This is a genomic window from Caballeronia sp. SEWSISQ10-4 2 (genome assembly GCF_030464885.1).
In the GTDB taxonomy this organism is placed as follows: domain Bacteria; phylum Pseudomonadota; class Gammaproteobacteria; order Burkholderiales; family Burkholderiaceae; genus Caballeronia.
This window is the reverse complement of record NZ_JALPRJ010000006.1, coordinates 125,181-148,113: the sequence shown is the minus strand read 5'-3', so window position 1 is coordinate 148,113 and position 22,933 is coordinate 125,181. Positions and strand designations below refer to the sequence as shown.

Genomic DNA, 22,933 nt, shown 5'->3' with positions numbered 1-22,933 from the left:
TGCAAACGCCCCACACCAAGCCGCACGCAGAACGCTTTTCCGGGATTGGCGCTAAAATGCGGGGCATCCAGTCAGGCTGGCGTCGTCGCGATTCAACCGAGCACGCTCGAGGTTTTCATGTCAGAGAATTCACAGGTCTCACCGGGACGCAGCAAGAGCCCGCTGCGCTACATCGTGACGGCGATCGCCGCCGGCGTGATCGCGTGCAGCGGCTATTTTGCGTTCGGCGGACAGCAACGCGTTCCGGACGCCACGTTCACGCTGTTGTCGGGCCAAAAAATATCGACATCGACGGATCTCAAGGGCAAGGTCTATTTGATCAACTTCTGGGCGACCGACTGCGAAACCTGCATGAAAGAGATGCCGGCAATGGTCAACACGTACAACCGCTTCAAGGGCCGCGGACTGGAATTCGTCGCAGTGGCGATGAAATACGACGCGCCGATGTACGTAACCAACTACGCGCAGACGCGCAACCTGCCGTTCAAGGTCGCCATGGACGACGGCAGCGCCGCGAAGCAGTTCGGCAACGTCCAGCTGACGCCGACCACGTTTGTCGTGGATAAGAACGGCAAGATCCTGAAGCGTTATGTCGGTGAGCCGACGTTCGAAGAACTCGATGCACTTCTGGACAAAGCACTGAACGCAGCCTGAAGGCAGTTCGGCTTGATGTCGTGAGAAGTGAAAACGCCCGCTGACAAGTCAGCGGGCGTTTTGTTTTTGGGAAACATGACACGCGGTGACGATCAAGAATCCCCTACCGCTCCCCTTCGCCCTTCACCGCCAGCCCATACCGCTTGATCTTCTCGTAGAGCGTGGCCTTGCCGAGCTGCAGCCGGTCAGCCGCCGCAGCTACCACGCCACCGCACTGCTCCAGCGCCTCCCCGATCACCGCACGCTCAAAATGCTCCGTGCGCTCTTTCAGCGACTGCGTGGCGGCTTCGAGCGGCACGCCGGTTTCATCGATAATGCCCAGCACCATCCGGTCCGCCGCGTTGCGCAGTTCGCGTACATTGCCCGGCCAGTCGCGCTGCATCAGTTCAGCGCGCTGGCGATCGCTCAGCAGCGGTGCCGGGCGCTCGTAGCGCACGGCGGCATCGAGTAAAAAGTGTTCAAACAGCGGCACCACGTCTTCACGGCGCTCAGCGAGCGGCGGCAGCGTGATCGTCACCACGTTCAGCCGGTACATCAGGTCGCGCCGGAACGTACCCGCCGCGACGTGCTCGGCCATATCGCCCTTCACGGCCGCGATCACGCGGCAATTCGCGCGAATAGGCTGGTTCGAACCAAGCCGCTCCAGCACGCCGTCCTGCAACACGCGCAGCAGTTTGACTTGCAGCGCGAGCGGCATGCTTTCGATTTCATCGAGGAACAACGTGCCGCCCGACGCATGTTCGAGCTTGCCAATACGCCGTTTCTGCGCACCGGTGAACGCGCCTGCCTCGTAGCCGAACATCTCCGACTCGAACATCTGCTCGGGCAACGCGCCGCAATTCACCGCGATAAACGGTTTGTCCCGGCGCGGCGACAGGTCGTGCAGGCTGCGCGCGATCAATTCCTTACCGGCGCCGGTGTCGCCATTGATCAGCACGGAGGCGTCAGTTGGCGCGACGTTCGCAATCAGCTTGCGCACCTGTTCGATAGCCGGGCTGCGTCCGATGATTCTCGGCGCCACGCTGCTCTGGCCGGCAAGTTCGCGCCGAAGAGCGCGGTTTTCCAGCACGAGCTTGCGACGCTCCAGCGCGCGGCGCACCGCTTCTATCAACCGTTCCGACGCGAATGGTTTTTCGATAAAATCGTAGGCGCCGTCGCGCATCGCCTGGACGGCCATCGAGATGTCGCCGTGGCCTGTCACGAGGATGACCGGTACTTCGGGCGCGCGTTCGTGGCACTGCGCCAGAAGGTCGAGCCCGCTCGCACCCGGAAGGCGGATGTCGCTCACAATCACGCCGGGAAAACTGGCATCGATCAGGCGCGATGCCCCCTCCACACTGCCGAATGCAGTGACATCGAAACCGGCGAGCTGGAGGCTTTGCACGCTTGCGCGGCGTACCAGTTCATCGTCTTCGATGAAGATCACCTGAAGGCCTGTGGTCATTGGTTTTTACTCCTGCTGGGTGTTGCTCTTTTCAGCGCAAAAGGACGTATTTTCTCAGCATGTGGCCCGTGCTGACTCGCCTCTCGTCACGCACGCCTCAGCGTAATCACGAATTCTGCCCCGTGCGAACGGTCCGCGTCCGCCTGCGTGCCGCCCTCCGGTCCATCCACTTCCATCTGCGGAACCAGATTACGCGCCACGAGGGTGCCGCCGTAGTCGCGCGCTATGGCGGACGAGATCGCCAGTCCCAATCCCAAGCCGTGTCCCATCTCCTTCGTCGTGAAAAAAGGCTCGAAAAGACGCGGCAAGACATCGGGCGGAATGCCCGGCCCATTGTCTCGCACCACGATATCGACGGTCGATTTGCGGGTCACCAACTCGATCTCGAGGCGCGGGGCATCGCACGCTGCTACCGCGTCCAGCGCGTTGCCAATCAGGTTGATCAGGATCTGCTCGAGCCGCAGATCCTCGCAGCCCACATACAGCGGTGGACTGACATCAGCGCGTTGTTCGGCGTCGAACGCAAGCACCACGTTCTTCATCCGCGGCTGCAGCATCGCGAGCACGTTGCGCAATGCGCGGCCAACATCGGTGCGAGCGCTTTTCGGACGCGCCTTCGACACGAATAACTTCAACTGATTCGTGATCTTCCCCATCCGCTCCGTCAGCGCGGCAATCGCCTCCAGATTCTCATTCGCCGCCACATGATCGCCGCGCTCGATCAGCACGCGGGTGTTGTCGGAGAAACTGCGCAAGGCCGCGAGCGGCTGGTTCAGCTCATGCGTGATGCCCGCCGCCATCTGACCCAGCGCCGCCAGTTTGCTCGCCTGGATCAGTTCGTCGTGCGCGGCGCGCAGGTCCTGTTCGGCCCGCGTGCGCTCACTGACCTCCTTGGTCAACAACGCATTCGTCTCCGATAAATCCGCCGTCCGCTCCGCTACCCGCTCGTTCAACTCGGCATACGCAGTCTGCAACAGCGCGCGGCTGCGGATCATTTCGCGCACGCGCGCACGCCGCATGCGCCAGTAGAACGCGAGCAAACACAGCGACACAAACACCAGCGCCGTCACAATGGTCGAGCTCCACGCAGCATCGACCGCAGGATCGAGCGATGCCATCGTCATCAGGTGCCAGTCCGGTTCGCCCAGCGCGCGCTGCGTAGCGAGAAAGCTCGGCGCGTCGCGTCCGCCACCCACACGCACAATCTGCGCGCCGCCCTCGAGCGTGCGCACGATGGTGATCGGCAACGCAGTAATGGGATGCTGGGCGTACTGCCGCGCGGAATACACCGACGCCTCGATGTCCTTCGGCAACGGCCGCAGCGTGTGATATTTCCACGCCGGCACCGACGACAGGAAGATCACGCCGTGATCGTCGGTGACCAGCAGCGGCTCGGAAGCATCGGCGCCTTGCAGCCACTCCAGGTTCAGCTTGACCACCGCCACGCCGATGATGTCGCTCGTGCCCTCTTTCAAAACCGGCTGCGAGATGAAATATCCCGGCTCGCGCGAGATCGTACCGAGCCCGAAAAAGCGGCCTGTGCCGCCTTTGACGGCATCGACGAAATATGGCCGGAACAAATATTCGGCGCCGACGAAAGTATCTGGGCTGTCCCAGTTGCTCGCCGCCACGCAGCGGCCGTTCGACTGGATGATGTACGTCGCTGTCGCGCGCGCGTGCGTGTTCAGGTCTTCGAGATAACGGTCCGCGCGCGCAGTGAAGCGCGGGTTCGGATCCGCGAGAACTTCCTGCACGAACGGATGGCGCGCGAGCAGATAAGGAAGATATTCGTAACGGTCGAGCGTACTTTTCAGCTCGGCCGTCGTGCGGTCGACGCGCGCCGCAGCGTTTTGACGCAAGGCATCAAGGCCGCGCTGCCACGCAATGCTCCAGGTGAGCGCGCACACGCCGCCAAGCGCCGCGAGAAGGAGCAGGAAAACCAGCAAACGACGCGTCACGTGAACGGGTTCCAGACGATGCGATCCCGCGATTGTGGCACGCGCTGCTTCGAACGCTGCATTCGTCGATACCTGCGTCGATACCTGCGTAAACGGACGCGGCGAAGCATCCGCCACAGAATGCTTCGCCGCTTTCATTGCCGTGTGTTCCTTTCTGCGATCAACTAGTCGCTACTTGATGGATCACGAACCATCAGGACACGGTTTCGGCTTCGGTATCCACCGCGCCGTGCTTGAGCTGATCGCGCAGTTTGTCGCGATCGAGTTCCTTTTCCCACGCCGACACCACGACCGTTGCCACGCCGTTACCGACGATATTCGTCAGCGCGCGGCACTCGCTCATGAAACGGTCGATGCCAAGAATCAGCACCATGCCCGACAGCGGAATGGTCGGCACGACAGCGAGCGTTGCGGCCAGCGTGATGAAGCCAGCACCGGTCACGCCGCTTGCGCCCTTCGACGTCAGCATGGTCACGGCGAGCAGCGTCAGTTGCTGCGTCCACGTCAGGTCCGTGTTGGTGGCCTGGGCGATGAACAGGACGGCCATCGTCATGTAGATGTTGGTGCCGTCGAGGTTGAACGAATAACCGGTCGGCACCACGAGGCCCACCACCGAGCGCGAGCAGCCGAGCTTTTCAAGCTTCAGCATCAGTTGTGGCAGTGCGGCTTCCGACGAGCTCGTGCCCAGCACGATCAGCATTTCTTCCTTGATGTACGCAACGAACCGCAGGATGTTGAACCCCACGAGGCGCGCGATGATCCCGAGCACGACGACCACGAACACGATGGACGTCAGATAGAACGTGCCGATCAGCTTGAGCATGGGCACGAGCGAGCCGATGCCGTACTTGCCGATGGTGAACGCCATTGCGCCGAACGCGCCGATCGGGGCCAGCTTCGTGATGATGCGCACGATGCCGAACAGGATATGCGACAGCCCTTCGATAAAGTCCGTCACCACTCGGCCTTTCTCACCCGCAGTCGCCAGCACCGCGCCGAACAGCAGCGCGATCAGCAGGATCTGCAGGATTTCGCCCTGCGCGAACGCTGACGTGAGCGTGTCCGGAATGATGTGCATCAGGAAATCGGTCGTCGTCTGACCGTGCGCCTTGGCGGCGTACGAAGCGACCGCTTTGGCGTCGAGCGTAGCGGGATCGATATTGAAGCCCACGCCCGGTTTCAGCAGATGCGTAGCGGCTAAGCCGAGCACGAGTGCGAAGGAGGAGACGACTTCGAAGTACAGCAACGCCTTGCCGCCCACGCGCCCGACTTTCTTCATGTCTTCCATGCCGGCGATACCGGTTACGACCGTACAGAAGATGATCGGGCCGATCACCATCTTGATGAGCTTGATGAACCCATCGCCGAGCGGCTTCATTTCGGTGGCGAGCGCGGGATAAAAATGCCCGAGCGCAATGCCAATGGCAATAGCCACAAGCACCTGCACGTACAGGACTTTATAAAAGGGTTTCTTCACAGTAGTTCCAGGCATGGTCGGCGTATCGCAAATGGGGTGAGACAAAACGCGCCGGCGCTTGGCTGCGGCGATGCGCGTCTGGCGTCGGCAAAATCAGATAAAGCTGGATGGGATGGGTTGCATCGAATTGTCTCCCTATATTTTTTTCGGCCTGTTTGGCCTGCCTTTCTTATTGCAAGGTCGATGCCAGTTTTTGACACGCATGAGGCATTGATTTTTAAGGGTTTTTTGTTGCTTCGCCACAGCATGAATCTGCGTTTCCAGAATTCGAGATGAACGCTGTCCGATCATCCGGACGGCATTCGGGTAATCCCTAAGACGCTTTATCTACGGGCTTTCCCGAGGTTTTTGGCCCTTTTGAATCGCGTTGGGGAGCGTGACGAATTCCAGGCCAACAGACGGGTCCAGAAACGAAAAAACCCACGTTTCCGTGGGTTTTTCTTGATCGCAGGCTGGATGCTGGATGACTTACATCGCGCCGACCAGACCCGCGTCGTGAGCCTGCTGATCCGCGTGGTAGCTCGAACGAACCATTGCCCCCACGGCGGCGTGCGTGAAACCCATCTTGTACGCTTCTTCCTCGTACATCTTGAACGTATCCGGATGGACGTATGAACGCACCGGAAGGTGATGTTCGGAAGGCTGCAGATATTGGCCGATCGTCAGCATATCGACGTTATGTGCCCGCAGGTCGCGCATTACCTGGAGAATTTCTTCTTCCGTTTCTCCCAGACCGACCATCAGTCCGGACTTGGTCGCCACTTCCGGATGCAGCGCCTTGAAGTCCTTCAGGAGCTTCAGCGAGTGCGCGTAGTCCGAACCCGGGCGTGCTTCCTTGTACAAACGCGGCACCGTTTCAAGATTGTGGTTCATCACATCCGGCGGCGCGGCGGTCAGGATGCCAATTGCGCGATCCAGACGGCCACGGAAATCCGGCGTCAGGATTTCGATGCGCGTCATCGGCGAATGCTCACGCACTTGCCGGATGCATTCCACGAAGTGCGCCGCGCCGCCGTCACGCAAGTCGTCGCGGTCAACGCTCGTGATCACCACGTACTTCAGCTTCAATGCGCCGATGGTACGAGCGAGGTTCAGCGGTTCGTCGGCATCCAGCGGATCGGGGCGGCCATGGCCCACATCGCAGAACGGGCAACGGCGCGTGCACTTATCGCCCATGATCATGAAGGTCGCGGTGCCCTTGCCGAAACATTCGCCGATATTCGGGCAACTCGCCTCTTCACATACCGTATGGAGGTTGTGCTCGCGCAGGATCTGCTTGATCTCGGTGAAACGCGAATTTCCCGTTGCGGCCTTTACGCGGATCCATTCCGGCTTCTTCAGCTTTTCGATCGGGATGATCTTGATCGGGATGCGTGCCGTTTTCGCTTGCGCTTTTTGTTTGGCGGTGGCGTCGTAGGGTGCGGCAGCAGGGGTCGATGCAGCAGCACCGCCAGCCAGGTTTCCGGTTACGTCAGTCATTCGGTCGGTCCATTCAGACGGCCACGCCGTTCTGCGGTTGGGCGGCGGTCGCGCGATGGCCGCCGATATGGTGAGTGAGGTTTTCAGCCAGCGTTAGAGCCACGCCGTTCCAGTCTGCTGCCACGCCGAGCGTTGCCATGTCGACGGTTTCGAGTCCTGCGTAGCCGCACGGGTTGATCGCGAGGAACGGTTGCAGGTCCATTTTCACGTTGAGGCTCACACCGTGATAACTGCAGCCGTTGCGAATCTTCAGCCCGAGCGCCGCGATCTTCGCGCCCGCGTGGGTAAGCTGCGGCGGCGTTGGCGCGACATAGATGCCAGGCGCGCGCTCCTTGCGTTCTGTCGCGAGATTATACGATGCGAGCGTTTCGATCACGCCAGCCTCGATTCTCTGCACAAGTTCGCGCACCATCAGCTTGCGGCGGCGCAGGTCGAGCAGCAGGTACGCGACGACTTGTCCGGGCCCGTGATAAGTGATCTGGCCGCCGCGATCGACTTTGATCAGCGGAATATCGCTATCGGGATTAAGCAGATGTGCCGGATCGCCGGCGAGACCTAGCGTGAAAACGGGCGGATGTTCGACGAGCCAGATTTCATCGATGGTGTCGGGTGTACGCGCTTCCGTGAAGGCGCGCATGGCGTCGAAACTGCTGGAGTAGGGCTCCAGTCCGCGCCAGTGGATGTTGACCTGGGGCGCCAGGCCGCTGATTACGGCGCGCGCGCGCTCCGTTTCAGCAGTGGGGGAAGTTATTACCGGCGTGGCGCACATGATTCCGTTAGTTTACCGAAATCCCGCCGCCCTCGCCGAGGAGCGTTTTGGCCGGCACTTAGGCGGGTTCTGCCAATCGCCGACGTTGGGCAACATTCATCCCAAATCAGCCCACTGGCAGAACCCCTTTATAACGCCAGTGCGAATGAACTCAAACCGTCCGCCATCCCGACCGGAACCTCCCGGCAAGCTTCTCGAACCCGCGCGCCAGCCACCCGATCGCTCGCTGATCCGGCCGCGGCGCCAGCGTAAAAACGACCTGTGCCGTGCGTCCCTTTTCCGTACTGAGCCACAGCCGCTCACGCGAGCGCAGCTTCAACGAGTCGCCGGGAACGAGCCAATAGTCTTCGGTGTCGTTGCTACGCGTCGCCCAAACAGGCGCGCCCTGAACGACCAGCTTGACGCTGCGGCCAATTCTCATCGGCACCGTTTCGCCATCGCCAATTTCAAACGTGATGCTTGTGGATATTTCTCGCATTACAGCCTCCGCCAAAAGTCGTCTTGATGGCTACAAGATTAGGCTCAGCATGGCTTTAAGCAAAACGAGCAATTTTCTTGGGTTTGTGAGATAAATTCACATATACAACTCGAGTGAACGCCCGTGGACCTTCGACAACTCCCCGCCCTCAACGCGCTGCGCGCCTTCGAAGCCGCCGCGCGCCATGAAAGCTTTTCGCGCGCCGCCGACGAACTCTTCGTCACCCACGGCGCCGTCAGCCACCAGATCCGCGCGCTGGAAGCCGATCTCGGCATCACGCTGTTCGCTCGCGACGGCAAACGCGTGCGCCTGTCAGACATCGGCCGACAGTACGCCACCGAGGTTCGCGCCACGCTGGTCGCGCTTGCCGACGCCACGCAACGGGTGCGTGCCGGCGACCGGCACCGGCGGCTGGTTGTATCGATGATCTCGTCGTTTTCGGCGCGCTGGGTGACGCCGCGGATAGGCGGGTTTATCGAGGAGCATCCGGAAATCAATCTGGAGCTGCTCTCGACCAACACGCTGACCGATTTCGCGCGCGACGACGTGGACGTCGCCATCCGTTTCAGCAGTTTGGGCAACTATGCCGGACTGCACTCAGAGGAATTGCTCGACGAAGTGTTTTTCCCCGCGTGTTCGCCGAATTTCCATGGTGGTCAATTTCCGCGCACGCCCGCCGACTTGGCCGACGCGCCGCTGCTGCGCTCGCACGACGAGCTCTGGAAACCGTGGTTCGACGCCGCCGGGCTCGTGGACTTTCCTGAGCCGAAGCGCGGGGTTCTATACGAGGATTCGTCGAATTTGCTGCAGGCGGCCATTCAAGGCCAGGGAATTGCGCTCGTGCGCCGATCACTTGCCATGCAAGAGATCGTGGCGGGCCGGCTCGTGCGACTGTTCAACGTCGACGGACCGAGCCCGTGGAACTACTACTTCGTGTGCCCGCCCTCGTTGCTTGGGACGCAACGCGTGCAAGACTTTCGCACCTGGCTCTTCGATGAAATCTCGCGCTTCAAGCAACTCTACGAGTGCACGCCGGCTGCATGCGATGCCCCCATGCCGCCGCTTGCAGCGCCCGAACTCAGGCTTAAAGCACCACTTTGACCATTGGGTGGCCGGTCAGCGCGCGATAAATATCGTCGAGATGCGCGCGGCTTTGAGCACGCACGGTGATTGTCAGACCGGTGTATTTACCGCCCGACGACGGGCGCGTTTCAATCCGCTCGAGGTCGAACTGGTCGTCAAATTCGCGGATCACGGTGACGACGGCATCGCGGAATTCCGGATGCGTCGCGCCCATTACCTTGATTGGGAAATCGCAGGGGAAATCGAACAGGGCGTCGATATCGGGTGAGCTCATGGTGTCCTCCATCACGAGACGCCCGGTCCGCCCGGGCGTCATACAGCAGGCATAGATGGAGCCGGATCACGTGATTCCAACCGCCGCCCTGCCTTGCCGCTTGCCGTTTACTTGCGCTTTTGCCACATCATCAGCAGCGAGTCATATGTCCGGCCGACAAATCCGGCTTGCGGCACGTCCTGCAGCGCGACCAGCGGGAACTGTGCGACTTCCTTGCCCTCGGCCACCATCTTCACGGTGCCGATCTGCTGACCCTTCTTGATCGGCGCAACGATGGTGTCGTTATGCGTGACCGTAGGCTTTACCTTGTCGCCCATGCCCTTCGGCACCGTGATGTACTGATCCGTCTCGACGCCCGCCTTCACCAGATTTTCCGTGCCCTTGTACACCCGCGGCGACTCGATCACCTGACCCGCCTTGTAAAGACGCAGCGCGTCATAAGCCGTGTAGCCGTAATTCAGCATCTTCAGGCTGTCCTGCACCCGGTTGTGCTCTTTCGGCTCGCCCATCATGACGGCGACCAGGCGGCGGCTGGCGTCGGGCACGCCGTCCAGCGGACGCTTCGTGGTCGCGATCAAGCAATAACCGGCTGCCTTGGTGTGGCCGGTCTTCAGGCCGTCGACGGTGGAATCGATCCACAGCAAGCGGTTGCGGTTCGGCTGCTTGATCTTGTTATAGGTGAAATCCTTCACCGAGAAGATCGCGTAGTACTCGGGAAAATCGCGAATCAGGCGCGCGGACAACACGGCCAGATCGCCCGCCGTGGTGTAGTGCTGCGGGTCGGGCATGCCGTTCACATCGGCGAAATGGGTATTCTTCATACCGATCTGCTTCGACGCAGCGTTCATCAGCGCGACGAAATTCGACTCGCTGCCGCCCACCAGTTCGGCCAGCGCGATAGCCGCGTCGTTACCCGACTGGATGATCATGCCGTACACGAGATCGTGCACGGTGACAGGCTTGTTCGCCTCGATGAACATGCGCGACTCGTCCGTGCCCACGCGGCGCACGGCCTCGCTCGGCATGACCGTCTGGTCCATGTTGATCTTCTTCGACTTGAGCGCGTCGAAGACGAGATAAGCGGTCATCAGCTTGGTCAGCGACGCCGGCTCCGAACGTTCGTCCGGGTTGCCGGAAGCGAGCACCTGATTGCTGGTTGCATCGACAAGAACCCACGAGCGCGCCGTGACATCGGGTGGCGGCACTTGCGCAAACGCGCTCGCCGCGACAAGCGCGGCAGGCAAAACGATAGCGGCAGTGACAGCGCGGTGAATGGAAGAAGGTACGACGAAGGACAAGCCGGAAGGGGAAAAGCGCATAGGTTCGGATCGGCAGAAAAAACATCGGCGAGCCAGGCGTTCCCGAGGAGAAACACGCGACTCGCGGGTTGTACAGGCGGAGGGTCAGTCCAGTAGAGCGCTTTGTTTTCGCCCGGTCGAATCCTTAATCCGCCGGCGCAGCATAAAACGCTCGCTGGACTGACCTCCGCGCGCTTCGATACTCGAGCGGCACATGGGCAATGCGCACCCGGTCATGCAGATGCCGGACACATGCCGCATGCGCTACGGCGAGCGCTAAACCGACAGGCGGCCGCGCAAAAGTCTGCGCCATTATACGCGCGCGTCCAACGGCTTTTGCCGTGAAAGTGGCGTGGTGTGCCGGGGATTCGTGAATGCGGGGATAAAACCGGCCGCGGCGCAAAGCCTTTGAAAGCCTCGCGCCGCACGTTGATTCAACAGAAGGTTTGTATGGGTGAAAAGCGGAGTCGAGCCAAACTCAACGCCATGCGTCAACGATGATCTTCTTCAGCACATGCAGCTTCCGATGAAAGAAATGCTCCCCGCCGGGGATCACCACGACGGGCAATTCCTGCGGCCGCGCCCACTCGTAGACCGAGCTTATGGGCACGGTATCGTCGACTTCGCCATGGATCACAAGCGTGTTGTCCGGCACCTCGGCCACCTGCCAGTTACTCGCCGCCGTGCCCACGAACACCATGCGTTCGATAACCTCGCCCGACTCGCGCAACTGCTTCGCCACATGCGACATCACGAAGGTGCCGAACGAGAAACCGGCGAGCACCAGCGGCACATCGGCCTGCCCCGGTTGCGCGCGCATATGGGCGACCACGGCAAGCAGATCGTCGCGCTCACCGGTGCCGTTATCGTGCTCGCCCTGCGTTTCACCCACGCCCCTGAAATTCGAGCGATACGTGATGTAACCAAGCTGCACGAGCGTGCGCGCAAGGGTTTGCGCGACCTTGTTGTCCATCGTGCCGCCGTAGAGCGGATGGGGGTGTGCCACCAGCGCAATGCCTCTGGTCGCGGCGCCTTCGCCGGGACGATCCAGCGCGACTTCGATCTTGCCCACCGGGCCGTCGATCAGGAACCTGTCGGTCTGTGCGTTCATCGGGTAAGCCCTCAGACCACCGGCTGATCGATAAGCAAACGCTCGACGATCTTGCCGTTCACCAGATGCGAATCGACGATTTCATCGATATCCGCTTCATCCACATACGTGTACCAGGTGCCTTCGGGGTACACGACGATCACCGGTCCCTGTTCGCAGCGCTCGAGGCAGCCGGCCTTGTTGATGCGCACCTTGCCGTCGCCAGCGAGTCCGAGCTGCTTGACGCGCTTCTTCGCGTACTCCTGCATGGCTTGCGCATTGCAATTCGCACAGCTCGGACGCCCGGCGTCGGGGTCGCGCTGGTTGAGACAGAAGAACACGTGATATTTGTAGAACGGGTCCATGAGCTTGGCCGGAAGAGGAGGATGTCGTAGGATTTTTAGTCGATCTCGACCGATTATAACGAGCGGCGCTTTTCACCGTCGTCACGCCGCCGGGCAAGAAATGCGCGCTCCGCAGTCGATGCCAGCCAGCCAAGTGCGGCATACGGCCACACCCAGGCCAGCCAGTGCGCGAGGCCGTTGAAATGCACATAGCGCCCTTGGCGCCAGTCGGCGAGGACGATATCGAAGTAGGGATTCACCGGCAGCATGTTCACCAGCACCAGCGCAACGACGAGCGCCATGCCAGCCAGCGTTGCGCGCCACGGCCGCGAGCATCGCAAGGACAACAGACTCGCCAGCGTGCCGCACGCGATGCCTGCAACAGCGCCGCTAGTGGCCCAGTCGAACGTGAGCCCCGAGCGCGATTGCAGGAACGTCGCGCCGGCCTTCGCTCCCAGCGTCGCGATCACCAGGCCGAGTAGCAGCCGCACGCGCGGCGCGCGGGCGCGCATCGGCAAGGTGGCCAGCACTAACGCGGCGAACAGGTTGAGCGACGTGATGAGCATTTCCCAGCCGTCGTCGGGGAGCATTGCGCCGAGTTGCGCCGGCCATGCCGCTACGTTCCATGCGGCGGGCGTCCAGGCGAGCAACGCCTCTTGCATGACCGGATCGACACGCTGCCACAGCACGCGCGGCAAATCGCCGACAGCGAACAGGAACGGCGCGGGGTACATCGTGGCGAATGGCCAGAGCGCCGATAACCCGATCATGTACGCAGCGTCGCGCTCGAACCACATGAAACGAATGCGCCGCAGCAAGCCGCGATCGAGCAGCATGCTGGTGGCGGGCGCGGTGAGCGCGGCGCCGAGTAGCGCGCCAAGCGCGTTGGCGGCCAGATCCAGATTCGACGCCACGCGCGTGGGCAAATAGGTTTGCACGGCTTCCATCGTGCCCGACAACATCGCCCCGCCGATAAACGTCATACACGCCGCGAGCGCGCCGCGCCAGCGCGGATACAGCGCCAGCACGACCAGCGCGCCGAACGGCATATAACCGAGCACGTTGGTGATGACGTCGAACGCGGTGAGATATTGCGGCAGGGGATCGGAGAGGTACGCGAACGGACCGATTCCGAGCGTTCGCCAGCCGGAGAACGGATATAGCGAACCGTAGACCACCAGCATCGTATAAACCGCCAGCGCCTGCCGCGAAAGCGCGGACGGCCGGCGCTGCCAGTGCTTGAGGATCATGCCTGCCGCCCTCGTCCTTGTCCTGCCGAACGCCGTGCGGCTTCGGCCTGCATGGAAGTCATCGGGCGATCCTGGACACGTTTGCGGCTTTCACTGCGAAGCGACCAGCGGCTGCACGCCGAGCCATGCGGCCATTTGCGCGATCAGGTCGTCGGAAGCGGCGGCGAGCGCACGCGCGCCACCGGCTGCATCAGGCGTGTACGACGGCGCCCGGGCAACGAACGTGCGCTGGCCGATCACCTGCCCATGCTGCGACAACGTCACCCGCGCCGATACCTCGCCGTGGCTTTGCTCGGGGGCATCGAAAACTTGCTCGAAGTTCGTCAGATCGACCTGCAGCATGGGCGCACGCACCGGGTCGGCACCTGTGAGCACCGGCCCGCGCGAAGCCAGCGCGCCGCGCAGGCGCTGCGTGAGCAACTCCGCGGGCGACATTGTCCAATGGCTGTCCGCATAGATGCCGGTACGCTGTGCGTCGGCGTATTTCAGTCGATACACGAACGCGTCGGTATCCAGGTTTTTCGCTGCATTCACCGCCAGAACCTTCACTGGCGGCATGTTGATGGTGTTGCCAAGCGGCGTGGGCTCGCCAAGGTCGTAACGGATATTCGATACCGCCGCGGGCGGTCCCGAGGCGCACCCCGCCAACACCGCCGCCAGGGCCAGGCAGATAAAACCGGAGCGCGCCCGCGGCAGCGGGCGCGCAGCGCGCTTGGATAAGCGCATCGCCTGCAAGATCGTGTGTGGCATCACAGTTCCCTATTTCAAGATCAAAAACGCCTGGACATCGAACTCTAGTCCGCCAAATTTCAGTGGGTAGCGGACCCTGCGCCGACGTGCCTGCGCGATGTTTTACGACTTCATTTCGATGGATTCGATGGCGCCGCCGGCCACTGGAAACCCGGTTCGCCCGGCCCCGGCGCCGGTTGCGGCGCGCCGAACAACACGCTGCGCGGATTCCGGTTGAAAGTGTCAGCGGCGCGATCCACCGAACGCGCCGCACTGCCCACGTCGTCGGCCAGGGAATTCACGCGCGGCAAGGTCTCGTAACCCACTCGCGCGGCCATTTCCTGCAACGACTCGTTGACCTCGTTCATCACCCGGCCAGCGCGCTCTGCCGCTTCGCCCGCCTTGTTCATGTTGGTGACGAACGGCCCGTCCGCCCGGCTCAGGCTGCTCGCGAGCACATTCGTCGACGCCAGCGTCCGGTCCAGCTGGTCCAGCGTGCGCGGCAGTTGCTGCGCCACCGGGCCGATTTGCTTGCTCAACACCGCGATGCCGTCGGCTGCGCCCTGCAGGCTTTTGGCGGTCTGCAGCACCTGATCGCGCATGTCGTCGGACAAGAATCTGTCTGTGTCGTCGGCAATTCGTTCAAGCTTTTTGATCAGGATGTCGCCGCGTTGCTGCAACTGGTCGAACAGGCCCGGGCGCAACGGCAGCGACGCCACCTTTTGCATCGATGAAGGCAATGGCGCGGGATTCTTGCCGGTATCGTCGAGTTGCACGAACGCGATCCCCGTCACGCCCTGAAAACCGAGCGTGGCAAACGTGGATTGCGTGATCGGCGCGGTCTTGTCGACCATGATGCGAATGCGTATCTGCCCCGGATTCTCACGATCGAACCTGATGGACTGCACTTTGCCCACGCCGAGTCCGCGATACCGCACGTCGGCATCGGTGTACAAACCCGTCACATTGGTCCGCGCGACCAGGTCATACGGCACGCGCACGGCACGGTCGACGTTGAAAAAGAACACCGCGACGCCGATGGCAGCCAATAGCCCGATAGTGAACAGACCGGCCCAGAACGCATGGGATTTGTTTTCCATCAGCAGGTTCCTTTTTTTACTGCGTACTGCCAGAGCTTTCGTGAGCGCCGTTCATGAGAATGCTCATGAGAACGGTTAAAGCGCGGGACGACACGGCGCATCTTCCAGCGCCGCCGCCGGCAACCTTGCGCGGCGTTCGGGCGGCAGCGCCTGCAACGCGCGCCTGCCGCGCCGCCCGAGAAAATATTCGCGGATAAACGGGTGATCCACGGCCACCGCCTCTTCCACCGGCGCGGCCACCAGCACGCGCCGGTCGGCCAACACCGCGACTCGCGTGGACAGCGCGACCATGGTGTCGAGATCGTGTGTGACGAGAACGACGGTCAGACCGAGCGCGCGATGCAGCGTGGCGATCAGATCGACGAATTCGTCCGATGCCTTCGGGTCCAGCCCCGCCGTGGGTTCATCGAGAAACAGCAGCTCGGGCTCGAGCGCAATCGCCCGCGCGATACCTACGCGCTTGACCATCCCGCCCGATAACGCCGACGGCATCTTGCTCATGTTCTTGCACGACAGCCCGACCATCTCGAGCTTGAGCATCACGAACTCCCGGATCAGGTCTTCGGGAATCTTGCCGAGTTCACGAAACGGCTGCGCAATGTTGTCGTACACCGACAGCGACGAGAACAGCGCGCCCTGCTGGAACATCATGCCCGAGCGCGTGCGCAGGATCCGCGCGGTTTCCGCGTCCATGTTCGCCCACTCGTCGCCGAGCACGCGGATCGTGCCTGACGTGGGCGATTCCAGCCCGAGTATCTGCCGCACGAGCGTGGTCTTGCCGGAACCCGAACCGCCGAGCAGCGCAAGGATCTCGCCGCGCCGCACTTCCAGGTTCAGATGCTCGTGAATCACCGTGCGGCCGTAGCGTTTGGTCACGTCGACCACTTCGATCACCGGTTCGGCGGTGACGAGTGTCGGCTTGTCGCGAACGGCGGATGCAAGGGTAGCCGACATCAGAGCCCCACCGACTGGAAGAGGATGGCGAACACGGCGTCGGCAAGGATCACGATGGTGATGGACGACACCACCGACGTTGTTGTCCCCTCGCCCAGGCTCTGCGAATTCGCCTTGATACGGAAGCCGAAATGACACGCGGCCAGCGCGATCAGCATGCCGAACACCACACCCTTGCCGAGCCCGATCCACAGGTTGGCGATCGGCACGACCGAGGGCAGCGAGCGCGCAAAAAAGGACAGGTCGATGCCCAACACCAGCTTCGCGGCCAGCGCGCCGCCGAGCAGCGAGACCATGTTGGTCCACATGACCAGCAAAGGCATGGCGATGCCCAGCGCGAGCACGCGCGGCAGCACGATCCGCAAACCGTGCGGGATGCCCATGACCTGCATGGCGTCGAGTTCTTCCGTCACGCGCATCACGCCGATCTGCGCGGTGATGGCGGAGCCGGAACGGCCGGCGACCAGGATGGCCGACAGCACCGGCCCGAGCTCCCGTATCACCGACAACCCCAGGATATTCACGATGTACTGATTCGCGCCGAACATGCGCAGTTGCTGCGCGGACAGATAACTCAGCACGATACCGATGAGGAACGCCACGAGCGCCGTGATGCCGAGCGCCTGCGTGCCCGCGCTATAGACATTCGCGGAAATTTCCGTCCACGGAATGCGCTTCGGCCGACGCACCAGTCCGATCAGGTCGAGCATGAAAACACCGAACATGGAGATGCCGCCATGAAGATGCTCGAAGAACGAGAACAGCATCAGGCCGAGGCGCGTGATGGGATCGATACGATCCGTTCGCTCTGGCTCTTCACGATTCGCGTCGAGCAACGCGACCCGTTCAAAGATTTCCTTCTGCGTGTCCGAGAGCGTGACGCGCTCCGGCAGCTTCCTGCCCCAGACGCGCCACAGCGCCTGTCCGCCGACGTGATCGAGCCGCTCGATCGGCAGGAGATCCCACTGCTTGATCGCTTCTTCTCCGACGCCGCGCAGCCGCTCCACCACGCCGCGCTTCGTGCTCGCGTGATCGCGCGCCAGTGCGAGCGCCGTCCATTGGCCGGAAAGCCGGACGACCTTGCCCTGCTGGCCGGACTCGACCTTCAGGCCGGGCGGAGTGTCGAAGTTCAAGGCTCGAAAACGCTCGGAGTAGGGTGGCAGGGAGCACTCATTGTAGCGAAGGTACGTGATGGAATCTCGAACTGGCGGGGGCATCGGCGGACCGGCCAGGGTTTCGACGCCCAAGCCTCGCGCCACGACCGGCGTTCGCGTTTTCCGCCGTACAGCCCCCGGGCGCCAGATCGCTACAATGCGGATATGAACTCATCCAACTCTTTCCCGCTCGACGCCGCCTGGCGGATCGACCGCGACCGGCTGATGTCGCTGGTGGCGCGGCCGGTGCGCGACTGGCCGATCGAGATCGTCGATGAAACGGGCTCCACGAATGCCGACCTGATGGCGCAGCTCAAGGAGCAGCCCCGCAACAAGACGTCGGCGTCTGTGCCCGACTCGTTCTCCCCACGTTCGACGCTGAAGGCCGCCGATGGCACGCCGTTCGTGCGTGTTGCGTACTTACAGACGGCGGGCCGGGGCCGCCGGGGCCGCGCGTGGGTCGCGCAGCCGGGCAATGCGCTGCTGTTTTCTACGGCCTGCGTGTTGCCGCGGCCACTCGAAGGGCTCGCGGGCCTGAGCCTCGCGGTGGGCACGGCCGTGCTCGAGGCGCTAAACAGCTTGCCGCTGACGGCATCGGCGAGACTGGCGCTGAAATGGCCAAACGACATCCTGCTCGACGACGGCAAGCTCGCCGGAATACTCATCGAAACCGCGTGGAACACGCCGCGGGCGAGCGCCGTAGTGATTGGCATCGGCATCAATTTGCATGGCGCAGCGGAACTGGCGGCGGAGCTCGACGAAGCCCAGCGCCGCAACGCCCTGCCAACGCCGGGGAATACGCCGGCGTCGTTGTCGCGGGCATGGCCCGAAGCGAATCTCACCGATACCCTCGCCGCCGTCCTGAACGCGCTCGATGCCACCTTGGCGCGTTTTGCCGCCGATGGCTTCCGCCCGTTTCGCCAGCAGTGGCTCGCCGCGCACGCTTACGCGGGACGCGAAGTCGTGCTGCTCGAACAAGGTGTGGAGGTGGCGCGCGGCCTGGCGGTGGGTATCGACGATAACGGCCAGTTGCAGATCGATACAGCGACGGGTCTGAGAACCGCCAGCACCGGCGACGTCTCACTGCGTCTGGCGGAGCAGCGGCCGTGAGTGGTCAACCGTTTTTGCTTATCGATGCGGGTAATAGCCGGATCAAGTGGTCGCTGGTGAGCGCCGCCAATGCAACGCTGAACGGCGGCGCGTTTGAACACGTCGACGTTCAAGCCGTGCTCGCGGATTTGCCCGATTGGGCCGATCTGCCGAACCCCGCAGGCGCATGGATTTCGAACGTTGCGGGACCGCGCGCGGGCGAGCGCATTGCCGCCCTGCTCGATGAACGCTGGCCCGGCCTTCCCCGCTCGGTCGTGCGCGCTCAGGCGCAACAATCCGGCGTGACGAACCGCTACACGGAACCTGCGGCGCTTGGCAGCGACCGGTGGTGCGGCTTGATCGGCGCACACGCTGCGTATCCGGGCGAAAACCTGCTGATCGCCACCATCGGCACGGCGACGACGCTTGAAGCGCTGCTCGCCGACGGCACGTTCACAGGCGGTCTGATCGCGCCCGGATGGCTGCTGATGATGCAATCGCTCGGCACCCACACGGCACAACTGCCCACGCTTCTCCCCGATACCGCCCGCCGCGCGATTACCTCGTCCACCGGCATTTTCGCCACCGACACACGCACGGCGTTGTCGTCGGGATGCCTGCTTGCGCAGGCTGGATTGATCGAACGGGCGTGGCACGATCTGCGCAGCCAGTGGAATAACGACGTGCGCCTGATTCTCAGCGGCGGGGGCGCCAGCGAAGTGGCGGGCGCGTTAAAGGTGCCGCATACTCGCCACGATTCGCTCGTGCTCGCAGGGCTTGCGTTGATCGCTCGCGAAGCCGCCGTTTCCCGTTCACCCGATTGATGGAGCGCTTTCCATGCTGCGCTGGCTGCTCGCCTTGTTGTTTCTGGCAAACCTGTTGATGTTCGTCGTCGTGCAAGGGGTATTTGGACCGTTGCCGGCCGCCGGTGGACGCGAACCGCAACATCTCGACCGGCAAGTGCATCCCGAGTTCGTGCGGGTTCGCCCGATCGGCCCAGAAGAAGCCGCCGATCAGGCCGTGGTCGGCGGTCCGGCACCCACGGCTCCGGTGCAGGCGGCGCCGCTGTCGCAATAAGCGGTTTTCCGACGACGCTTTTACCCCTGCGTGCGCACCTTCTTGAGCAACGCGGTCGTCGAGCGATCATGCTCGAATGGAATGGCCAGCGCCTTTCCTCCCCAACTCCGAACCAACGCCGATTCCGCGAGCTTGTCCATGTCGTAATCGCCGCCCTTCACAAGCACGTCGGGACGCAGTTCGCCGATTAATTCGAGCGGAGTGAATTCCTCGAATTTCACTACCCAATCCACACTTTCCAGCGCGGCTAGCAGCGCCATCCGGTCGTCTTCGCGATTGATCGGCCGATCGTCGCCCTTGCCGAGCAAACGCACGGATGCATCGCTGTTCACACCGACAATCAGCGTTGCACCCAGCGCCTTTGCGTCGGCGAGATACGTCACATGCCCGCGATGCAAAATATCGAAGACGCCGTTCGTGAAGACCACCGGCGACGCGAATTGCGGGCGCAAAGCGGCGAGCGCGTCGCGCGTCATGATCTTGCGTTCGAAAGAAGCGGACATGGCTGTAAGCGATGAGGGATTTGGAAGGACCGTAGTGTGCCACGCATGCCGGCGCGCTTCGATATTCACACGCATTTGTGCTTCAAAAGCGCTTTAACGGCGCTTCAAAAACGAAACAGCCCGCCGGTCAAAAACCAGCGGGCTGTTTTGAAAAAACGAGTCGGAACCCCGATCAAGCCGGCAATTGCGACGCTCCCTGCGCAGCCTGCAAGCGCAAGACCACTTCCTTGCGATACCGGTTCAATTCCTGCGCCGTAGCAAACGAGCGCTCGAACAAAATGGACAGGTTATGCAGAATACGTTCGACGACTTTCTTCTCCCAGCTGTCGTCGAAGCGGATTTGCTCGTCGAGCCAGTGTTCGAGCCAATCCGGATCCGGCAGCCGCGACTGGATCGTGTCGCGCGGAAACAGCGCCTGATTCACATGCAAGTTGGTCGGATGCAGTGGCTTTTCCGTGCGTCGCGCCGATGCCATCAGGACACCGATCTTCGCGAACGCCGCACGCGCGATATCGCCGGTTTGCGTCATCGCTTTCTTCATGTAGCGCAGATACGCGCCGCCATGCCGCGCTTCGTCGCGCGAGATGGTTTCGTAGATGTGCTTGATCACCGGCTCTGTATGCCACTCGGCCGCACGCCTGTACCAATGGTTCAGGCGGATCTCGCCGCAAAAGTGCAGCATCAGCGTTTCAAGTGGCGGAGCCGGATCGAATTCGAAGCGGACCGCATCGAGTTCTTCTTCGGTCGGCACCATTTCAGGCTTGAAGCGGCGCAGGTATTCCATTAGCACGAGCGAATGTTTCTGCTCTTCGAAGAACCACACGCTGATGAATGCCGAAAAATCGCTGTCGTTGTGGTTGTCACGCAGGAACATTTCCGTGGCGGGCAACGCGGACCATTCGGTGATCGCGTTCATCTTGATGGTCTTGGCTTGTTCGTCGGTAAGCAGCGCCGAGTCGAATTTGTCCCAGGGAATATCCTTCTCCATGTCCCAACGAACCGATTCCAGCGATTTATACAGTTCCGGATAAAGCATCGTGTTCATAGTCCACCCCTGGTTTGCAACGTAGTGCGACAGTTCTGTCTGTTGTAACTTTCGCCGGCTACGCGCGGAAACCCGCGCCGCCAGCAGCGAATCTTTCAATTTTACGCGGGAATCAGGCGCCCAGATGCAAAAACGGTAAAGAAGCGCCTGTCGCGTCCCTCTGCGACTTTTTGCCCGTTGCAATCGCAGCAGCCATGCGGCGTTGCAATGTTTACCGTGGGTGAGGAGCGAACCCTGTGCCTGAGGTAAGTACGAAGCGCGAGCTTTGATGAAGCTCGTTTAAAGCCTTTTTTGATACTTTGCTGAAGCTGCTTAAAACCCTGTTTCCTGCCCGGTCCTCAGCGGTTTGTGACTGCTGCGCACCCCGCGTGAAGCATGCCTTTCGTGCGTGACAGACTCAAGGCGCGAAGCGTTTTGCGCCGCGCCACACGTCATGTCCCGTCCGGCGTCGCCGCGTTAGCCTTGATGCAAAGCCCACGCGGCAGCCAACAGCCCGCCGATCATAGCATGGCGCTATGACGCCACTCCGCCACAGCGTCTTCAATCGGTGCAAGTCCTGCTACGTTCAACACGCCGTCAGGAAGCTTGCGCCGTAACGCGGGACTGCTGCCGCCGACCCAGATTGCGACCTTCGACGGGAGCGCCTGGCGCAACTCCGTGAGTCCGTTGACCACTGCCTGCACGGGCATGGAAGCGGAAAAGGACAGCGCGACGATCTCGACGTCGTGGGCCGTAACGGCATCGACTATGTCTTGTTGAGGCGTCTGCGTTCCGAGCGCAATGCATTCGCAATCCTCCAGCGTGAACATGGCCTCCGCCATCAGGATGCCGAGCCCATGTTCCTCGCCGGGCAGCGTGGTGAGCAGCACCCGCGGGTGAGCGCCGCGCCCGCGTAAAGCCTCGGACAGTGGACGCATCAGCGAGCACAGCGCGACCTGCATCGCTTCGCTAAACAGGTGCTCGTGATAGACCTGCAGCGTGCCTGCCGCCCATGCATTGCCAACCCGTGCGGACAGCGGTGCAGCGACGTCCAAAACGAAACGCGCGAGCCCTTCGCGCGTGGCGCGTTTGAGCAGCTCGAAGCGGAAGTCATCGTAACGGCCCACTCGCAGCAACTCCACCAGCCGGTCAAGCTCCACGTCCGGCGCGTCCTGTCCCACCCCCGAATCTTCAGCCAGTTGTTGCAGTCGCGTGATTGACTGCGGCAGGACCTTGCTCGGCCTGTGGCCAGCGTCGAGCAAGCGCTTGACCAGCCGAAGCTTGGTCACCTGTTCCTGCGGATAAAGCCGTTCGCCGCCCGTCGACCGCAACGGTTGCGGGAAGCCGTAACGCCGCTCCCAGACCCGCAACGTGTCCTTGGTCAGTCCGATCTCGTGCGCAATCGCGCCAATACCAATGCCCGTTGTGTCCGGACTCACCAGCGCCGAGCCTCCGGTTTCACTCACGCCGGCCGTCGCGCTACTTGAAGACGGGTTAGTACCCGACTCATTTGTCATGGACAAACCCTCATACGCATCGATCGAGCAGTGAAGAAAATATGCTTAAACTCTAATATGCACAAACGCTAACAACGATTCTTACATTACTTATCATAGACGAATTTTTGTGTTTTTGATGGACAAAATGTAGTCAAGGAATGGCCGTTTAATTCCGACTGGCTGCATCCATCGCGACAGGGATTGCG

At 61.9% G+C, this 22,933-nt stretch carries 23 protein-coding genes; 5 read left to right on the top strand and 18 right to left on the bottom strand.

Features of this window, described 5'->3' with window-relative positions; translation table 11 throughout:
• Positions 1 to 117: 117 nt before the first annotated feature.
• Complete coding sequence (locus M0D69_RS06045) at positions 118 to 654, top strand: TlpA disulfide reductase family protein (protein WP_301781157.1); 537 nt, start codon at positions 118 to 120, stop codon at positions 652 to 654.
• A gap of 103 nt (positions 655 to 757) precedes the next feature.
• Here the strand turns inward: M0D69_RS06045 and M0D69_RS06040 are convergent, their stop codons facing one another.
• The 6 genes from M0D69_RS06040 to M0D69_RS06015 all read right to left on the bottom strand — a co-directional run bounded on the left by M0D69_RS06040 (position 758) and on the right by M0D69_RS06015 (position 8,259).
• The gene (locus tag M0D69_RS06040) at positions 758 to 2,098 is read right to left on the bottom strand and encodes a sigma-54 dependent transcriptional regulator (protein WP_047895548.1); all 1,341 of its coding nucleotides are present in this window, start codon (positions 2,096 to 2,098) and stop codon (positions 758 to 760) included.
• Positions 2,099 to 2,184: 86 nt separating this feature from the next.
• Complete coding sequence (locus M0D69_RS06035; protein ID WP_301781156.1) at positions 2,185 to 4,194, bottom strand: ATP-binding protein; 2,010 nt, start codon at positions 4,192 to 4,194, stop codon at positions 2,185 to 2,187.
• Positions 4,195 to 4,249: 55 nt separating this feature from the next.
• Entirely contained in the window at positions 4,250 to 5,533 is a 1,284-nt protein-coding gene (locus M0D69_RS06030; protein WP_301781199.1) for a dicarboxylate/amino acid:cation symporter, read from the bottom strand.
• 468 nt (positions 5,534 to 6,001) lie between these two features.
• Complete coding sequence (lipA, locus tag M0D69_RS06025; protein WP_301781155.1) at positions 6,002 to 7,012, bottom strand: lipoyl synthase; 1,011 nt, start codon at positions 7,010 to 7,012, stop codon at positions 6,002 to 6,004.
• A 13-nt stretch (positions 7,013 to 7,025) separates the two neighbouring features.
• The gene (gene lipB, locus M0D69_RS06020) at positions 7,026 to 7,781 is read right to left on the bottom strand and encodes a lipoyl(octanoyl) transferase LipB (RefSeq protein WP_301781154.1); all 756 of its coding nucleotides are present in this window, start codon (positions 7,779 to 7,781) and stop codon (positions 7,026 to 7,028) included.
• A gap of 151 nt (positions 7,782 to 7,932) precedes the next feature.
• Positions 7,933 to 8,259: a DUF2917 domain-containing protein gene (locus M0D69_RS06015; RefSeq protein ID WP_301781153.1), complete on the bottom strand. Its 327-nt coding sequence runs from the start codon at positions 8,257 to 8,259 to the stop codon at positions 7,933 to 7,935.
• Positions 8,260 to 8,382: 123 nt separating this feature from the next.
• Between M0D69_RS06015 and M0D69_RS06010 the strand changes: the two genes are divergently transcribed.
• Entirely contained in the window at positions 8,383 to 9,360 is a 978-nt protein-coding gene (locus M0D69_RS06010) for a transcriptional regulator GcvA (RefSeq protein ID WP_301781152.1), read from the top strand.
• Here the strand turns inward: M0D69_RS06010 and M0D69_RS06005 are convergent.
• The 9 genes from M0D69_RS06005 to M0D69_RS05965 form a co-directional block, all read right to left on the bottom strand.
• Positions 9,344 to 9,616, bottom strand: coding sequence for a DUF493 family protein (locus M0D69_RS06005; protein ID WP_301781151.1), 273 nt, complete (start codon positions 9,614 to 9,616; stop codon positions 9,344 to 9,346). The genes M0D69_RS06010 and M0D69_RS06005 overlap by 17 nt on opposite strands.
• Positions 9,617 to 9,723: 107 nt before the next feature.
• Entirely contained in the window at positions 9,724 to 10,935 is a 1,212-nt protein-coding gene (locus M0D69_RS06000; RefSeq protein WP_301781150.1) for a D-alanyl-D-alanine carboxypeptidase family protein, read from the bottom strand.
• A 457-nt stretch (positions 10,936 to 11,392) separates the two neighbouring features.
• A complete protein-coding gene (locus M0D69_RS05995; RefSeq protein ID WP_301781149.1) occupies positions 11,393 to 12,025 on the bottom strand; it encodes an alpha/beta hydrolase in 633 nt (210 codons plus the stop codon).
• Positions 12,026 to 12,036: 11 nt separating this feature from the next.
• Entirely contained in the window at positions 12,037 to 12,369 is a 333-nt protein-coding gene (locus M0D69_RS05990; RefSeq protein ID WP_301781148.1) for a ferredoxin, read from the bottom strand.
• Between the two features lie 53 nt (positions 12,370 to 12,422).
• Positions 12,423 to 13,598 (bottom strand): VanZ family protein, encoded by a 1,176-nt coding sequence (locus tag M0D69_RS05985; RefSeq protein ID WP_301781147.1) that lies wholly within the window; start codon positions 13,596 to 13,598, stop codon positions 12,423 to 12,425.
• A 90-nt stretch (positions 13,599 to 13,688) separates the two neighbouring features.
• Positions 13,689 to 14,324, bottom strand: a complete 636-nt coding sequence (locus tag M0D69_RS05980) for an ABC-type transport auxiliary lipoprotein family protein (protein ID WP_301781198.1) — start codon at positions 14,322 to 14,324, stop codon at positions 13,689 to 13,691.
• 134 nt (positions 14,325 to 14,458) lie between these two features.
• Positions 14,459 to 15,427 carry an MlaD family protein gene (locus M0D69_RS05975; protein WP_301781146.1) on the bottom strand — a complete coding sequence of 323 codons (969 nt, stop codon included), beginning with the start codon at positions 15,425 to 15,427 and terminating at the stop codon, positions 14,459 to 14,461.
• 75 nt (positions 15,428 to 15,502) lie between these two features.
• Positions 15,503 to 16,381 (bottom strand): ABC transporter ATP-binding protein, encoded by an 879-nt coding sequence (locus M0D69_RS05970; protein WP_301781145.1) that lies wholly within the window; start codon positions 16,379 to 16,381, stop codon positions 15,503 to 15,505.
• Complete coding sequence (locus M0D69_RS05965) at positions 16,381 to 17,514, bottom strand: ABC transporter permease (protein ID WP_301781144.1); 1,134 nt, start codon at positions 17,512 to 17,514, stop codon at positions 16,381 to 16,383. The genes M0D69_RS05970 and M0D69_RS05965 overlap by 1 nt, the downstream gene beginning before the upstream one ends.
• Positions 17,515 to 17,700: 186 nt before the next feature.
• Here M0D69_RS05965 and M0D69_RS05960 point away from each other — a divergent pair, with 186 nt between their 5' ends.
• Genes M0D69_RS05960 through M0D69_RS05950 form a run of 3 tightly spaced genes read left to right on the top strand, consistent with a single transcriptional unit; the run spans position 17,701 to position 19,701 of the window.
• The gene (locus tag M0D69_RS05960; RefSeq protein ID WP_301781143.1) at positions 17,701 to 18,645 is read left to right on the top strand and encodes a biotin--[acetyl-CoA-carboxylase] ligase; all 945 of its coding nucleotides are present in this window, start codon (positions 17,701 to 17,703) and stop codon (positions 18,643 to 18,645) included.
• On the top strand, positions 18,642 to 19,448 hold the full coding sequence (locus M0D69_RS05955; RefSeq protein ID WP_301781142.1) for a type III pantothenate kinase: 807 nt from the start codon (positions 18,642 to 18,644) through the stop codon (positions 19,446 to 19,448). The genes M0D69_RS05960 and M0D69_RS05955 overlap by 4 nt, the downstream gene beginning before the upstream one ends.
• Positions 19,449 to 19,461: 13 nt before the next feature.
• The gene (locus M0D69_RS05950; protein ID WP_301781141.1) at positions 19,462 to 19,701 is read left to right on the top strand and encodes a hypothetical protein; all 240 of its coding nucleotides are present in this window, start codon (positions 19,462 to 19,464) and stop codon (positions 19,699 to 19,701) included.
• A gap of 20 nt (positions 19,702 to 19,721) precedes the next feature.
• On the opposite strand, the gene rfaE2 is transcribed toward M0D69_RS05950, so the two are convergent.
• The 3 genes from rfaE2 to M0D69_RS05935 all read right to left on the bottom strand — a co-directional run bounded on the left by rfaE2 (position 19,722) and on the right by M0D69_RS05935 (position 22,745).
• Positions 19,722 to 20,204, bottom strand: coding sequence for a D-glycero-beta-D-manno-heptose 1-phosphate adenylyltransferase (gene rfaE2, locus M0D69_RS05945; RefSeq protein ID WP_301781140.1), 483 nt, complete (start codon positions 20,202 to 20,204; stop codon positions 19,722 to 19,724).
• A gap of 172 nt (positions 20,205 to 20,376) precedes the next feature.
• Positions 20,377 to 21,249, bottom strand: coding sequence for a ferritin-like domain-containing protein (locus M0D69_RS05940; RefSeq protein WP_301781139.1), 873 nt, complete (start codon positions 21,247 to 21,249; stop codon positions 20,377 to 20,379).
• 500 nt (positions 21,250 to 21,749) lie between these two features.
• Positions 21,750 to 22,745 (bottom strand): MerR family transcriptional regulator, encoded by a 996-nt coding sequence (locus M0D69_RS05935; RefSeq protein ID WP_301781138.1) that lies wholly within the window; start codon positions 22,743 to 22,745, stop codon positions 21,750 to 21,752.
• Positions 22,746 to 22,933: the final 188 nt, after the last annotated feature.